The organism is Mycobacterium sp. IS-1590, assembly GCF_001500025.1.
Lineage (GTDB): Bacteria > Actinomycetota > Actinomycetes > Mycobacteriales > Mycobacteriaceae > Mycobacterium.
In genome coordinates this window covers 183,766-197,980 of sequence record NZ_LQIW01000023.1, presented here as the reverse complement: position 1 = coordinate 197,980, position 14,215 = coordinate 183,766, and the positions used below count along the sequence as shown (strand labels likewise).

General features: G+C 64.0%; 14 protein-coding genes. 8 read left to right on the top strand and 6 right to left on the bottom strand.

Annotated elements, in window-relative coordinates; translation table 11 throughout:
- Positions 1–52: 52 nt before the first annotated feature.
- The 3 genes from AU197_RS15675 to AU197_RS15665 all read right to left on the bottom strand — a co-directional run bounded on the left by AU197_RS15675 (position 53) and on the right by AU197_RS15665 (position 2,459).
- Positions 53–931 carry a TIGR02391 family protein gene (locus AU197_RS15675; protein WP_050597092.1) on the bottom strand — a complete coding sequence of 293 codons (879 nt, stop codon included), beginning with the start codon at positions 929–931 and terminating at the stop codon, positions 53–55.
- Between the two features lie 9 nt (positions 932–940).
- Complete coding sequence (locus AU197_RS15670) at positions 941–1,288, bottom strand: YegP family protein (RefSeq protein WP_231744957.1); 348 nt, start codon at positions 1,286–1,288, stop codon at positions 941–943.
- 478 nt (positions 1,289–1,766) lie between these two features.
- Positions 1,767–2,459 (bottom strand): TetR/AcrR family transcriptional regulator, encoded by a 693-nt coding sequence (locus AU197_RS15665; RefSeq protein WP_013471001.1) that lies wholly within the window; start codon positions 2,457–2,459, stop codon positions 1,767–1,769.
- Between the two features lie 100 nt (positions 2,460–2,559).
- On the opposite strand from AU197_RS15665, the gene AU197_RS15660 reads away from it, so the two are divergent.
- From AU197_RS15660 to AU197_RS15650, 3 genes are all read left to right on the top strand, one after another.
- Positions 2,560–3,075 carry a PaaI family thioesterase gene (locus AU197_RS15660; RefSeq protein ID WP_120271088.1) on the top strand — a complete coding sequence of 172 codons (516 nt, stop codon included), beginning with the start codon at positions 2,560–2,562 and terminating at the stop codon, positions 3,073–3,075.
- Positions 3,072–3,743, top strand: coding sequence for a TetR family transcriptional regulator (locus AU197_RS15655; protein ID WP_064403598.1), 672 nt, complete (start codon positions 3,072–3,074; stop codon positions 3,741–3,743). The genes AU197_RS15660 and AU197_RS15655 overlap by 4 nt, the downstream gene beginning before the upstream one ends.
- A 78-nt stretch (positions 3,744–3,821) precedes the next feature.
- Positions 3,822–4,286, top strand: coding sequence for a DUF6188 family protein (locus AU197_RS15650; RefSeq protein ID WP_064403597.1), 465 nt, complete (start codon positions 3,822–3,824; stop codon positions 4,284–4,286).
- Between the two features lie 48 nt (positions 4,287–4,334).
- Here AU197_RS15650 and AU197_RS15645 read toward each other — a convergent pair whose 3' ends face one another.
- Both AU197_RS15645 and AU197_RS15640 read right to left on the bottom strand, forming a co-directional pair.
- Positions 4,335–5,384, bottom strand: a complete 1,050-nt coding sequence (locus AU197_RS15645; RefSeq protein ID WP_064403596.1) for an LLM class flavin-dependent oxidoreductase — start codon at positions 5,382–5,384, stop codon at positions 4,335–4,337.
- The gene (locus tag AU197_RS15640) at positions 5,381–5,977 is read right to left on the bottom strand and encodes a TetR/AcrR family transcriptional regulator (RefSeq protein ID WP_064403595.1); all 597 of its coding nucleotides are present in this window, start codon (positions 5,975–5,977) and stop codon (positions 5,381–5,383) included. The genes AU197_RS15645 and AU197_RS15640 overlap by 4 nt, the downstream gene beginning before the upstream one ends.
- A 73-nt stretch (positions 5,978–6,050) precedes the next feature.
- On the opposite strand from AU197_RS15640, the gene AU197_RS15635 reads away from it, so the two are divergent.
- The 3 genes from AU197_RS15635 (at position 6,051) to AU197_RS15625 (ending at position 8,819) form a co-directional block, all read left to right on the top strand.
- Positions 6,051–7,247: a cytochrome P450 gene (locus tag AU197_RS15635; RefSeq protein WP_064403594.1), complete on the top strand. Its 1,197-nt coding sequence runs from the start codon at positions 6,051–6,053 to the stop codon at positions 7,245–7,247.
- A gap of 170 nt (positions 7,248–7,417) precedes the next feature.
- Positions 7,418–7,870: a PaaI family thioesterase gene (locus AU197_RS15630; protein WP_064403593.1), complete on the top strand. Its 453-nt coding sequence runs from the start codon at positions 7,418–7,420 to the stop codon at positions 7,868–7,870.
- 58 nt (positions 7,871–7,928) lie between these two features.
- The gene (locus AU197_RS15625; RefSeq protein ID WP_064403592.1) at positions 7,929–8,819 is read left to right on the top strand and encodes an alpha/beta fold hydrolase; all 891 of its coding nucleotides are present in this window, start codon (positions 7,929–7,931) and stop codon (positions 8,817–8,819) included.
- A gap of 130 nt (positions 8,820–8,949) precedes the next feature.
- Here the strand turns inward: AU197_RS15625 and AU197_RS15620 are convergent, their stop codons facing one another.
- On the bottom strand, positions 8,950–9,819 hold the full coding sequence (locus tag AU197_RS15620) for a metal-dependent hydrolase (RefSeq protein ID WP_064403591.1): 870 nt from the start codon (positions 9,817–9,819) through the stop codon (positions 8,950–8,952).
- Positions 9,820–9,923: 104 nt separating this feature from the next.
- Here AU197_RS15620 and AU197_RS15615 point away from each other — a divergent pair, with 104 nt between their 5' ends.
- Both AU197_RS15615 and AU197_RS15610 read left to right on the top strand, forming a co-directional pair.
- Positions 9,924–10,559 (top strand): TetR/AcrR family transcriptional regulator, encoded by a 636-nt coding sequence (locus tag AU197_RS15615; RefSeq protein ID WP_064403590.1) that lies wholly within the window; start codon positions 9,924–9,926, stop codon positions 10,557–10,559.
- A gap of 328 nt (positions 10,560–10,887) precedes the next feature.
- Positions 10,888–14,010: an MMPL/RND family transporter gene (locus AU197_RS15610; RefSeq protein ID WP_064403589.1), complete on the top strand. Its 3,123-nt coding sequence runs from the start codon at positions 10,888–10,890 to the stop codon at positions 14,008–14,010.
- Positions 14,011–14,215 lie beyond the last annotated feature (205 nt).

Sequence of the window (14,215 nt, the reverse complement as noted above, 5' to 3'; positions counted from 1 at the left end):
AGATGGATTTCGCGGCGGCGGTTCCAGCGCTTGAGTTCTCGCGAGTGATTGTTCACTGCGTGGCGTCGACGCTGTCGAGCCTGCACTTCTCCACCCAAGTCGCCAGAAGGCTTAAAGCGGCGAGCCTCTCGGCGGCCTCCTGCGCCGATAGCTGCGTCCGGTCGTGGGTGGTTGGGTTTCGGATCGCAGCATGGACGCCCGTCGAGAAACTCAACAAGCCGCGGTTCATCGATATGACGGTCTGGTCTTGATTACCTCCGAGCCAGCGCAATCGCGGAGCACCAGCCTTGGGTGGACTCTGCGAGAAGGCCTGCGTGAAAACGTCCTTGTCGTCGAGGTCAGTCCTTCCGGTGAGCTGGCGGACGTGGTCGATGACAGCGCCCACGGCGGATGACACCGCTTCGCGGTACAACTCGATGCGCCATTGGCCTCGAGCCGCGCCCCAGACCAAAGGGTGCATATCCTCGATGCTGATGTCGCCGGTGACATCGACACGGTCGACCATCGATTCAAGGATGCCGATGGTGTGTTCGGACGCGGCGAGGATGTCGTCCGGCTGTACGAGCGAGTGCGGCTGGGTGACAGTTATCCACATCTCGAACGGGTTAACCGGACCGCCGAATCCCGGGCGGGATATCCGCACACCGGTGATGTCGGGAAGATGCGCAATACGGCCAGCTGTCCGTGAGCAGCGGCCCTTCGCCGCCACCCATTCGTCGTCTGACACATCAGATCTCGGTGTCACGGCGGGCAGACTGGCGTAGCCGGCAAGTACCTCGTCAGGCAGGTCGGGACCAGCCATCGCCCGAAGCCCAGCGGTGAACTGACACAGCTCGAGCAGGGCGCTGAACGCCCGCTCAAAGTCGCGCACCTGTTCCGCTGCTCGCCGCAGGAACCGTGGATTCAACTTCAGATCGTCATTGTCACCCATGTACGCAGCTCAGGGCCCAGTCGCATACGGCGCGTTCGCCCGCACGTTCTCGGCGGCGCGCTCCGCGTTGTAAGAGCTGGCGAACGACTCACCTGAGGCGGCAACTTTGTCACTCGACCGCCATGCGCGCCACCGCCAGCTTCCGCCGACGTCCTGGAATGTCTCATACCGTGCTGCGGACCCGCCGGACTTGAAGGCATTTGCCGCTCTGGTGGCGTTGGCTTGCGATTCGAAGCCTTCGCCTGCCCAGGCGACCATCTCATGGTTGTCGCCGTACAAGGCCCACGTGGGATAGCGGTTGGCGTCACCAGTGACCGTGACCTTGAAGTACATCGGATCCTCCTGCCTGTTGACCACAGGTACGCAGTCAGCTCGCAACAGTCTTATCAAGAGACACCGACAGCCAGCGCTTGCGACGCAGCGAACAAACTCGCCCTCGAACAGACCTCTGATTTGGGCATTCACCCCACTCGGAATTCGACCCCTCTGCCAATAAGCACGATCACTTAACGACGGACGATATCCGGATAAAGATCCGCGGCGCAGACACCCCGCGTCCCAAGGATTGCGAGACCGCGGATGCGAGGGGTTGCCCGCGAGACACCTCACGGACGTAGGGGGAAGAGTTCTCAACGCGGGAAACGGCGGTCCGAACACTGAGGTGGTGCACTCACTTTGCCGGCACGAATCGTCACGCGGATGCCCATGGAATCTGCGCGCACGGCCTCGCCGATGATGGCGACGAACGGTCCTTCGATGCCATCGCCGACGCGATTTGCGAGAAGGCGAAAAGGGCCCGAAGACCAGCCGGCTGGACGCTGTGATTTCGTTGTGCCTAGCGAGCTAAGCGCGCGGGGCGGCCCGTCTTCTTGGTGGCGATCTTCGACTCTTTGGCGTCGCTATCGGTCTTGCGGTGGGCGGCGAGGAAGTCATCGACGATGTTCGCGCAGTCATTGTGAGTGATGGTGCGAAGCCCGGTCATTCGGGCGAAGGCGAGTGGTCCGACGAGTTGGCAGAGCGCCAGTTCCCGGTCGAAGTCGTCGAGTTCGGCTTGTGCTCTCGGGCTGGTGAGTATGGCGTCAAATGGTTGACGGTACTGGTCAACGACTCGGGCCCGTAGCGCCCCGGATGTGTGGCGCTCATCCGCTTCGTTAGTGGAGCCGGTGGGCCCCAATGAGAGCCACGCGAGTGTCGTGACATGCAGCGGTGCGTCGTTGAAGAGTGCGGCTTGGCGGCTGAGCAATTCGATCAGCTGCTCACGGAGGGGTCCGCTGGTCGGTGCCGGAGTGGTCACTTGCGGAAGTAGGCGTTCGAACGTGGCTGCGAGCAGATGCGACGAACTGTGGAAGTGGCGGTACAGCGTGGTTCGGGCCACTTTGGATGCTTTGGTGACGGCATCGATAGTGACCGCTTCCACCCCACCGGTGCTCAGTAGCGTTGCCGCAGCATCCAGCAGCCGGGTGCGTGACCGGATGCGCCGCGGGTCCACGTCATCGTCAGGGACTGGCGCTGACTGACTGTTGCTCACTCATTCACCTCGGGCGGTCGATTTTCACGCGATGTTGTCCTGGCAGTCTAGCAGTGTGGTACTAACGGTATCGAAGCGAAACCGACAGTATTGGAGCGTGATGGTGCCAGGAAGCGCATCGCTGCCGGAGCGGTTACCTTCGCACACAACGACGTGCATGGGTTGCGGCCCGGACAATCCCCACCGACTGCGTTTGGTGGTGCACCGCAGCGGCGACGCGGTGTACTCCGATGTGACTTTCGACGAGCGCCACATCGGGGCTCCAGGCCTGGCCCATGGCGGAGCCGTGGCGGCCGCGTGCGATGACGTCTTGGGCTTCACATTGTGGGTCGCCGGCACCCCGGCGGTGACTCGCAGCCTGACGGTGGAGTATCTGCGGCCGGTGCCGCTGCATCAGCCCCACCGGATTACTGCCCACATCACCTCTCGTGAAGGACGGGCGCTGCACGTCACGGCGACAGGCACTGGTGAGCGTGGGATCACCCGCTTCACCGCCAATGCAGTGTTCGTCGCAGTCAGGCCCGAACACTTCGCCGCACACGGCGATGTCAGCGCTTTCGGCGATCTTCTGGAACAGTTCTCGCGCCGCGGCAGTTTCGACCCGGGGCCATCATGACTTTCCCTCAGGCTCGCAGCCACGGCAAAACCCGACGCTCGGAAGCGAACTCGGTCGCTGGAGAGAAGCGGACCGCTAGCGCGTCGCGCTCGCGCGCCTCCGCACGGCGCCGGGAAACGATTCTGGATGCAGCTTTGGCCGTGGCTGCGTCGGGTGGTTACGAGGCGGTTCAGATGCGGACGGTTGCCGAGCGGGTCGGCATCGCCGTCGGCACGCTTTACCGCTATTTCCCGGCGAAAACCCACTTGCTGGTAGCAGCGCTGACGCGCGAGTTCCGTCGACTCGACTCGGCCGGCGACTGGGCGAGTGGTGAGGGCACACCGCTGGAACGGCTCGAACGGCTCACCTCACATCTGCATGACCGCTGGCAGCGCGACCCATGGCTGACGACGGCCATGACACGGGCCTTCGCCGTCGCAGACACCCGCGCCGCCGCGGAACTCGACCGCGCGGCCGATGAGATCCAGATCCTGCTGGCCCGCACGCTCAGGGGCGGCGAGCCCACCCCTACCGATCTGCACGTCGCTGGGGTCATCTCCGACATCTGGTTGGCCAACCTCGTGACCTTCAGCGGCCACCGCGCGACAGCCGCCGACACCCGCGACCGCATTGACCGAGCCACCAGGCGCGTCGTGACCAGCGCTGCTAGGCCCACCGCCAACCGATAACGATACTACTGATATCGCAGCGCTACTTAGCGTACTCTTTGGGGATACGGCTCAACGATGCGTCGAAAAGAGACTGCCATGTACACCCAATGGATCGAAAACCTTGTTGTACAACGCCTCTCGCTGCATGGCGGCCTGGTTCTGGATTTCGATGACTACAACGAAATCGTCATCTCCTGCCCCCTGCTATTGACCCTTCCTGCCGTCGGCACCTACCCCATCGAGGCGGTGCGTATTGACCCCCTCAGGATCGCGACCCACGAACGCCCACTGCTGAACCTCGCCGGCGCAGTGTGCACCCAGGCCTGTTCCAGCGACGATGGAGGACTACACCTGAGCTTCTCGCGCGGACATCGCATCGATGTCGATCCCGACGCTGAACAGACAGCGTGGGAGTTGTATGGTATGCGCCACGGCTACATGGCCTGCCTACCTCAAGGACGGGTACGCGTGGTCCGCCATGACCTCCCCGACACCGACGACGCCAACATCGTCAACAGCGCCACGCAATCATCGGCGGGGTCGGCGCGGCAGACCCACTGATGCGGCCGCGGACGCGGCGACGGGTCGACTTGGGCGGCAATACGTGGATCAGGTTGAACGTGGACAGGACCGCCCTGGCGACATCGAGGCGGGCGAGCATTCCCGGATGATGCTGGCGAAGTTTTGCTGCACGCGTTCCGCAGCGATGCCGACCGATGGTGAATACAGCATGATGTGGTCGAGGACGCCTTCGTAGCGTCTCAGTTGTTCACGGACCTCGTGTGCCGTCCCGGCGACACCCATGGTGTCGATCATCTCCTCGGACACCGCGGCGAACATCGCCGGGAAATCGCGCTGGGCGAATGCTTCTCGGATGGTTCGGCCTTCGCTGGCGAAGCCGTTCACATCGAGTACCGTCTCGTAGGATTTGACCGAGGAGTAGAACGCAATCTGCTGCGCCAGTTCGCGCCTGGCGACCTCGGTGTCGTCGTGGATGGCGCACATCACCATGGAAATGATTTCCACGTCATTGGGGTCGCGGCCGGTGTGCGCGGCACCCCTGGCGATAGCGGGCCGGACGATCTCCTCGACGTAGGTGGTTGTGAACAGCGGATGTCCGGCCAGGCCGTCGGCCACCCGCCCGGCCGCCTCGCACATCCGGGGCCGGACACCGGCAGTGACGATCGGGATCGGCCGGCTGGAGGGTCCCATGTCGCCGGTCGGGGTGAGATTCATTCTGTAGAAACGGCCCTCGTGATGGATCGGGCCTTCATGCAGGTTCCATATCCGGCGCAGCAGCATCACGAGTTCTTCCATCCGCAGGGCGGGTGCGGAGGTGTCGGGCACGCCGTGCCAGTCGCCCATCATCCGTTTGGTGCCGTTGCCGATGCCGAGTACCAGTCGTCCGTTGGAGAGTTCGTCGAGGTCGCGTGCCTCGGTGGCCAGCACCAGGGGGCTTCGGCCGACGCCGTAGAGAATGGAGGAACCGATCCGACAGTTCTGTGTGCTGTTGGCCATCGCGGCCATGGAGATCGATCCGGACCGAGAGTAGAACTCGGAGGCCCATACGGCGTCGAACCCGGCCGCATCAGCGGCCTGGGCGGTTTGGGCCAGTGACTTCAGATCCCCGCCGAGAACCGACAGGCCGTAGGTGCTCATGACTGGTCTCCTGTGCGCGGGCGCAGGCCGTCGAACATGACGGCGCTGAGGGTGCTGGCGACCACCGTCTCGTCGAGGTGGTTCTCGGTGACCAGGTACATGAGTGCATTGATGGTGACCGCGCCGAACAGCGCAATGGACGTCGATCGTGCATCGGGCTGAGCGACGAGGGATCCGTCGCGGGCCCCTTCGATGAGCAGAGTTTCGACGGGTTGTTGGTAGGCGGTATTGATCATCTCGGCGATGGCCGGCATGCGGGCCGCTCGTCCCAGTTCGCCGATGAGTGCACGGCATACCGCTGGCCGCTGCGCCATTGCCCGCAGTTGTGCGCGGATGACGAGTTCGAGGCGTTCGGCACCGGTGCCGTCGGTGTGCACGATCGCGGTCACGGCATCGGAGATGTCCTTGAGGAGGTCTTCGAGCAGGAAGGCAAGGATGTCCTCTTTGCCGGCGAAGTAGTAGTACAGCGTCGCTTTCGGCACACCGGTCACCGCGGCGACGTCTTCGATCTTGGAGTCGTTGAGCCCCTTCTCGGCGAACAAGTCCGCCGCGGCGGGAAGCCGGTCAGAGATCTGACGTGGAATCTTGCGCATTGCCCCCCTGTCCCGGTCGGCCGGTTTAGACTGCGAGTCTAAACCGTCGTTACTTTGGTGGTCGGAGGTCTTGGTGGTCTCGGTGCAGATTCGTTACGACCCGTTCGACGCCTCGATCCTCAACGACCCCTATCCGACGTATCGGTCGTTGCGTGACACGGCTCCGGTGTACCGCGCCGAGGAGTCCCATACCTGGGTGTTGAGCCGGCACGGCGACGTCCAGGCCGCAGCACTGGATCACGGCACGTACTCCTCGGTGGACGGCATCTTCCCCACCCCGCCGGGATCGGACTTCATCGGCTCGTTCCTGCCGATGATGATCGTGATGGACCCTCCGCGCCACGACCAGTTGCGTGCCCTGGTGAGCCGGGCGTTCACCCCCCGGCGGGTGGCCGGGCTGCAGGGCGCCATCACACAGATGGCCGCGGAGTTGTTCGAGCGCCTCGACGAGGGCTCCGGATCGGCGGACTTCGTGACCGACTTCGCCGCGATCCTGCCCGCCGCGGTGATCGCCGATCTGCTGGGCGTTCCCGCCACCGATCGTGATCAGTTCCGATTGTGGTCGAGCCAACTGGTCCAGGTCGACGTCAACCACGGACAAACCACCGACGCACTGACCGCCGCCACCTCGATCTACGCCTACTTCACCGACTTCCTCGCCGACCGCCGCAAAAACCCCCGCGAGGACCTGATGTCGGCGTTGGCCAACGCCACCGTCGACGGGATCGGACTGACCGACGAGGAAGTCCTCGGCTTCTGCGCGCTGCTGCTCGTCGCGGGCTACGAGACCACCACCAATCTGCTGGGGAACTCCGCGGTCGTACTGGCCCAGCATCGGCAGACCCGCCGACGCCTGGCCGCCGATCGAACACTGTTGGGGCCGGCAGTCGAGGAGTTGCTGCGCTACGACTCACCGGCACAGGGACTTTCACGAACCCTGACCCGCGACGTCATCCTGCATGACACGACGATGCGTCAAGGTGAGAAGGTGCTGCTGTTGTTCGGGTCGGCCAACCGCGACGAGCGTGCCTTCCCTGATCCTGACGTGTTCGACATCGAGCGCACCAGTGAGCACCAGGTCGCCTTCGGTCGCGGCATCCACTTCTGTCTGGGTGCGGCACTGGCGCGGATGGAGGCCCGCATCGCTCTGGATGCTTTGTTGGACAAGGTGCCTGACTGGGAGGTCGATCTTGAATCGGCGCGGCGGCTGCGGTCCGGACCGATCCGCGGCTACACATCGCTGCCAATCACTTGGACCACGCCGGTCTAGCCCGTGCCCCTCTTCGACGACGCGTCGTGTGCTTCACCGCGCGGCCAGGTTCATCGCCGTCGATGTCGAGCACTCCGCGCGCACGGCGACCTCGGCGCATTCGGCGACATGCTCAAACGATTCGCGGGCTCGAACGGTGATCGACCCATGACCGGACAGGAGGCAGGGGCATGGTGGTGGCAGTGACATTCGCCCACTTCGATGAGCAGATCGCCGACCAGCTGCTCAGATCGGCGAACACAGCGGGTGGACTGTCGACGTTTCTGAGCTTTCGGCACACCGAACTCGCCGCCGGTCGGCTGGTGGCAGAGATGGAAACCCGTGCCGAACTGCTCACACCCTTCGGCACCCTGCACGGCGGATGTCTATCGGCGATGGTCGACCACTGTCTCGGAGTCGTGTTCTACCCCGTCATTCCGGCCGGATCATGGGTCGCCACCACCGAATTCAAGCTGAACCTGCTGCGACCCGTGTCCACCGGTGTGTGTGTCGCCGTCACCGACATCGTGTCGCTGGGCAATCGCAGTGGAGTAGCGCGCATCGACATTAGCAACGGCGACAAAGCCGTCTGCGTAGCCCAGGGCACGGTCACGATCGTGAACGCCGCGGGCAACGCACAATGAAGGCGCTTGTAGCCGGTCGCACGCTTCGGGCGGACTCCGATCTCGCCAGGAAGGTGTCATGACCTCCGCCGTGCAGCATCGGGTCCGAACCCAGGACGGGATCACCCTGGCCGCCGACTGCTACGACCACGATGACGCCCGTCCCGTCGTGCTGCTCCTGCACGGCGGCGGCCAGAACCGGCACGCGTGGAGCACTTCAGCGCGTCGTCTCCACGCATGCGGATACACAGTCGTCGCCTACGACACCCGCGGTCACGGCGACAGCGACTGGGACCCAGCCGGCAGGTACGACATCGAGCGACTCGCGACCGATCTCCTCGCCGTGCGTGAGCACTTCAGCGCCGATACCGCCCCTGCCGTCGTAGGTGCATCCCTTGGGGGCATGACCGTGCTCGGCACGCATCTGTTGACATCCGGGGCGTCGTGGACGGCGGTCGTCCTGGTCGACGTCACCCCGCGGCTTGAATTCCAGGGCGCTCGTCGCGTGGTGACGTTCATGGCCGCACATCCCGATGGCTTTGGCACCCTCTCCGACGCCGCCGAGGTGATCGCCGCGTACAACCCCCATCGCTCGCGCCCGGCCAACGTCGACGGCCTGCGCAAGGTGCTACGGCAGCGTCACGACGGCCGCTGGATCTGGCGGTGGGACCCGGCATTCATTCACTCCAACTTCGACTTCCTCCGCGACGAATCGACCACGGGAACGGAGCAATTCGACGCAATCAGCCGCCTGCTGATCGACGGAGCCCGACGGGTCAGCGCCCCAACACTTCTCGTAAGGGGTCTGTTGTCCGACGTGGTCTCCCAAGCCACCGTCGACGAGTTCAAGCAACTGGTTCCCCACGCCGAGACCGTCGACGTATCCGGCACCGGACACATGATCGCCGGCGACGACAACGACGCCTTCGGCTCCGCCGTCACCGAGTTCCTCGGCCGGAGCTTCCTGTAGGTCGCGACGTGATCGAGCACCATCGAGCGGCCAGTAGAAAGGACTGGGCTTGACTTCACTGCGCGCGGAGCGAAGCCCATGAATTGTTCTTCGCTTAGGCCGACTTTGACCGCGACGGGCTCTGGTCGAGCTAGACGTTACTACGCATTTGTTGGCCACCATCGGCGTCGAAGAGTTCCTTGGTCCAGCGTTCGAGGATTTCTGCGCTGTCCCAGTCGTCGGGATGAAATCCGGCGCGGGTGTAGGAACGAAAGCGCTCAATTGCTGCTGGGCTGAATAGCGGGTTATGACGGAAACCTCGAAGGCTGCGCAGCAACCGCACCGGGTTGTAGGCGGCACGGTCACCGGCCAGAGAGCGGGTGGTCTGGATGACCAACTCGCTGAACAAGAGGAGGCTGGCGATCCGCATCCCCCAGACCCTGGTGCGTTCGCTTCCACCGACCGTCTCGTAGACATCGAAAGCGACGGCCTTGTGCTCGCATTCTTCCAGTGCGTGCCAGAGCAGAATAGGCCGCACTTCGGTGTCGCCGATCAATTCTTGAGCTTCGTCGCTGGTGAGAATGATCTCGGCGAATGTCGCTGTGTAGTGCTCGAGGGCGGCCGTCACAGCCAGGCGCATCTTGGGAGAAAAACGCTTCTCAAGTCGGCCAACCAACTTCTTGATATGGCGATCGATCCCCTCGGTGGGATAGCCCATCGCTTGGAGCCGATCGTTGAGCAGCCGATGCTGGTGTCGGTGCGTGGCCTCTTGTGCAATGAATCCCTTGACCGCCTCCTTGAGGTCAGCGTCGCTGATGTGGTCCCGATACTCGCGGACTGACCGGATGAAGAAGTCTTCGCCTTCGGGGAACGTGGCCGACAAGGTGGACACAAAGTGGCTCATCACCAAGTCGCCATCGACGAAGTGCTGCCGACTGGTCCCAGCAGGCATGTCGAATCGAACACGGCGGGGCTTCGGGACGACCCTCGTGGTGGGCCGAGTGAACGAATCGTCGCTCATGTTGTTCTCCCGTTCGTCAAGGGCACGCTGGCAATCTGACTCTAAGCCTTGTCAGAATTAGATGGCAAGCTATCCACGTGGTTTCGGCGCGGGTGTATAGCGGGATGTCCGCCGAGGAGCGTCACCGGAACCGGCGCACCCGTCTCATCGAGGCCGCAACCGAGTTGATCGGCACGCGCGGTGTTGCCGCCGCCACTGTGACTGCCGTCTGCGCTGAATCAGGTGTCACGTCACGCTACTTCTACCAGCACTTCTCCGGCCGAGACGCCCTCCTGCGGGCTGTCTACCAGCAGCTCTATGCCACCTTCCAGGAGGTGATAGTCGACGCGATCCCCGATGCCGGCGAGCCACCGGAGGTGCTGGCGTACGCGCCGATCCACAGGCTGGTCAGCATGATCGACGACGACCCTCGGCTGGGTCGGATCCTGTTCGTGGAATCTGCAACCGAGCCGCTGCTCCGAGAGCTACGCAGCGAACTGATGGCCGGTTTCACCGACCTCGTATTGCGCGAGGCCAGACTCCACCTCGACATCCCCGACTCCGCCGTGGGGGTTGCCCATTTGGCTTCGACCTTGGGCGTGGGAGGGCTATTCGAAGTCTTGCGCCGCCGACTCGACGGAGAACTGGAGTTCACCACCGATGAACTCGTTCAGCACTGCGCAGGTTTCCTGGGCAGCCTAGGCAATTACGTGCTGCTGCAGAACACGGGCCAGTCGGCCACAACCGAAGCGCAAACCTAGAGCTAGCGGCCCCGCTACGCGATGTGGCCGTCCGTGCGCTCGATGTCAACGTCCGAGACCAGCAACAGCAAGACCTGAACAACATCCAAGGCCAATGCCGTCGACTGAACAACGTCGGCCTGGCTTCAGAAGCCAACTGAGTGTTCGACCATTCCCTGCCGGCTGTGACCGGCGGCCGGCGCTGGACTCGATAGCGGCCGCCTGTCCTTCCCCAGTCGCGCATTGCGCGGCCTGGCGTCCTACGACGCCGTCACCACTTGCACTACATGCGGTAGCGTAGCGATACCGACAGTATCGATCGCTACCATTCGCTATCAGTGGAGGTCCAGTGACCGACGGCACTGCAGATTCCCCAAGCCAGGCCACGCGCCGTGACCGGCGGGCCAACGGATCACCCGACCCCGCCGACACCCGCGAGTACAGCGAACGGTTGGCGACGCTCGCCCGATTCACCCTCCGGCACAAAGCCCTGGTCATCGGGGTATGGCTCGGCGCCGCGGTGGTCCTCGCGCTGCTGTTCCCCCAGCTGGAAACCGTGGTGCGCCAACAGTCGGTGGACCTCATTCCTCGCGATGCGCCGTCCTTGCAGACGGTTGACCGCATGAGCGCCGCGTTCGGCGAAGAAGGCTCGAAAACCATGGTGTTCGTCGCCATGGAAGACCCCAATGGGTTGACTCCGACTGCACGGCAGCGCTACGGCGAACTCGTGAGCCGGTTGCAGGCCGAAGGCGACCACGTCCTTCTGGTGCAGGACCTACTGGCCGATCCGATTACCGAAGCCCAGGCGGTCAGCGCCGATCGCAAAGCCTGGTATCTGCCCGTCGGCGTCACCGGCACCCTCGGAGACCCCACGGCCGCCGAATCCGTCAACGCGGTGCGCGACATCGCGGCGGAGGTGTTCACCGGCTCGACCACGACTGTGCAGGTAACGGGACCACCGGCGACCTTCAGCGACATGATCGCCTCCGCCGAGCACGACCTGCTGCTGATCTCAATCGCTACCGCGGGCGTGATCGCCCTGATCCTGCTGATCGTCTACCGGTCGGTGTTCACCGCGCTGTTACCGCTGCTGGTAATCGGGTTGAGCCTGGCAGTCGGGCGCGGCGTGCTGTCCGCCCTCGGCGAGTTGGGCATGCCGGTCTCCCAGTTCACTGTCGCCTTCATGACGGCGATCCTGCTCGGCGCCGGAACCGACTACACCGTGTTCCTGATCAGCCGATACCACGAACAGCGCCGCGCCCAAGTACCCGCCGATCAGGCCATCATCCACGCCACCGCCAGCATCGGGCGCGTCATCCTCGCCTCCGCCGCCACCGTCGCACTCGCGTTCCTGGCCATGGTCTTCGCGCGGCTCAGCGTCTTCGCCGCCCTGGGCCCCGCGTGTGCCATCGCCGTGCTGTTCGGATTTCTGGCCACCGTCACCCTGCTGCCACCGGTGTTGTCGCTAGCCGCCAAACGCGGCATCGGTGAGCCCAAACCCGATCGCACCCGCCGCTACTGGAACAGCGTCGCCGTCGCCGTGGTCCGCCGTCCCGTGCCACTACTGATCGTCAGCCTGGTCATCCTGCTCGCCCTGTCGGCAGCCGCCGCAACCATCAAAATCAGCTACGACGACCGCAAGGGACAACCAGACACCACGGCCAGCAACCAGGGCTACCACCTGCTGGACCGCCACTTCCGCAAAGACGTCGTCATCAGCGAATTCCTCGTCGTGGAAAACCCGACCGACATGCGGACCGGGAAAGGACTGGCCGATCTCGACGAGATGGCCTCCCGCGTCTCCCAGATCCCCGGCGTCACCAAGGTTTCCGGAGTCACCCGCCCCACCGGAGAGCGCCTCGACCAAGCAGAACTGGCCTGGCAGAACGGCCAGATCGGCGACAAAATGGCCGGCGCGGTCGCCGAGGGCAACTCCCGCAAAGACGACCTCGCCAAACTCACCGGCGGCGCCGACCAGCTCGCCGACGGCCTCGCCCAACTCGACAGCACCGTGCGCACCGCCCTCACACCACTGGCCGGAATCCTCACCCAAGCCCAATCCGCAGGAACTCAGGTCAACCAGTTCCGGCCGCTGCTGCAACAACTTTCCGCCACTGCCCCCGCCGTCGACCAAGCCATCCAATCCGGCCCAGGACTACGACCGCTGGCCAACCAAGCCCAAAACGCGATCACCCAACTCGACCCACTCGTCGGCGCCCTCAACACCTCGCCGTGGTGTGCCACCACCCCGCAATGCGCCCAAATCCGCGACCAGGTGCAGATCCTGGTCACTCTGCGCGACAGCGGATTCTTCAACCAGATCGCCGACCTCGGGGACCGCTACGATCCCGCCACCAACGCCACCGTCGGTGGCACCCTCGCCAACGTCCAGAACGCAGTCGCCTCGCTGGACAAGGCATTCGGAGCCCTCGGTGACCCGGCCGACCTGGCCACCAATCTCCGCCGACTACAGGACGGAATCGGACAGCTCGCCTCCGGCGCCCAAGCACTCGCCACCGGCGTCCGCACCCTCGCCGACAGCAACATCGAAATGCTGTCCGGCATGAGCCAGATCGCCACCCAACTACAAAACTCTTCACGCGCAGCGGCCGACTCCGACTCCTCGAGCGGTTTCTACCTGCCCGCCAACGCATTCGAGAACCGGCAATTCACCGACGTCGCCGAACAATTCCTCTCACCGGACGGCAAAACAGCGCGGTTCATGATCGAAAGCAGCCACGACCCATACAGCGTTGAAGCCATGGACCTCGCCAGCCGCATCACCGACACCGCCAACACCGCACGACCCAACACGTCACTCGCCGACGCCACCGTGTCCGTCGCCGGCTTCCCCGCCGTAAACTCCGATATCCAACGACTCCTATGGGCCGACTTCGCACAACTGGCCATGGCCACCATAATCATCGTCGGCGTCATCCTGGTCCTACTGCTGCGAGCGCTCCTAGCACCGCTCTACCTACTAGGCACCGTCGTGCTCAATTACCTCGCCTCGCTCGGCATCGGCGTTGTGGTCTTCCAATGGGGACTGGGCCACGAAATCGCCTGGCCCGTACCGCTGCTGGCGTTCATCATCCTCGTCGCCGTCGGCGCCGACTACAACATGCTGCTCGTCTCACGGCTCCGCGAAGAATCCGGAACCAACATCCGCGTCGGCGTCCTGCGCACCGTGGCAAACACCGGAGCCGTCATCACCTCCGCTGGCCTGATATTCGCCGCCAGCATGTTCGGCCTCATGGTCGGCTCAGTCGCCATCATGATCCAAGCCGGCCTCATCATCGGCTTCGGGCTGCTGCTCGACACCTTCCTCGTGCGCACCCTCACCGTGCCCGCCATCGCCACACTCCTACGCGAAGCCAGCTGGTGGCCGACCAAAGCAACAAACCCGCGACGTGGTCAGACCAACGCAGGAGGCATGAAGGACGCACCTCACGTGCTGGTCCAGGAGAGGTGAGAAGCGAACAGAGCAATACCCGGCGCTACATGCCGACCAGCGTGAGGGCGTATTCACCCCGAATGAATACGACCCCTGCGCCAGTATGATCCGTCGATTACCGACGGACGAAATTCGACTGAGGCACGCCCGGCAGAACTAATACGCGAGGGCCGCGAGGGCGGGATGCATTCCGCGTCTGACGGTCTGGGCGGCGCGGAAGATG

Bases quoted from the DNA above. Each gene is read 5' to 3' on its own strand.
- AU197_RS15625 (WP_064403592.1), top strand. From the start codon at position 7,929: ATGACCTCCGCCGTGCAGCATCGGGTCCGAACCCAGGACGGGATCACC.
- AU197_RS15640 (WP_064403595.1), bottom strand. From the start codon at position 5,977: ATGCGCAAGATTCCACGTCAGATCTCTGACCGGCTTCCCGCCGCGGCG.
- AU197_RS15650 (WP_064403597.1), top strand. From the start codon at position 3,822: ATGTACACCCAATGGATCGAAAACCTTGTTGTACAACGCCTCTCGCTG.
- AU197_RS15620 (WP_064403591.1), bottom strand. From the start codon at position 9,819: ATGAGCGACGATTCGTTCACTCGGCCCACCACGAGGGTCGTCCCGAAG.
- AU197_RS15660 (WP_120271088.1), top strand. From the start codon at position 2,560: ATGGTGCCAGGAAGCGCATCGCTGCCGGAGCGGTTACCTTCGCACACA.
- AU197_RS15645 (WP_064403596.1), bottom strand. From the start codon at position 5,384: ATGAGCACCTACGGCCTGTCGGTTCTCGGCGGGGATCTGAAGTCACTG.
- AU197_RS15630 (WP_064403593.1), top strand. From the start codon at position 7,418: ATGGTGGTGGCAGTGACATTCGCCCACTTCGATGAGCAGATCGCCGAC.
- AU197_RS15615 (WP_064403590.1), top strand. From the start codon at position 9,924: ATGTCCGCCGAGGAGCGTCACCGGAACCGGCGCACCCGTCTCATCGAG.
- AU197_RS15655 (WP_064403598.1), top strand. From the start codon at position 3,072: ATGACTTTCCCTCAGGCTCGCAGCCACGGCAAAACCCGACGCTCGGAA.
- AU197_RS15675 (WP_050597092.1), bottom strand. From the start codon at position 931: ATGGGTGACAATGACGATCTGAAGTTGAATCCACGGTTCCTGCGGCGA.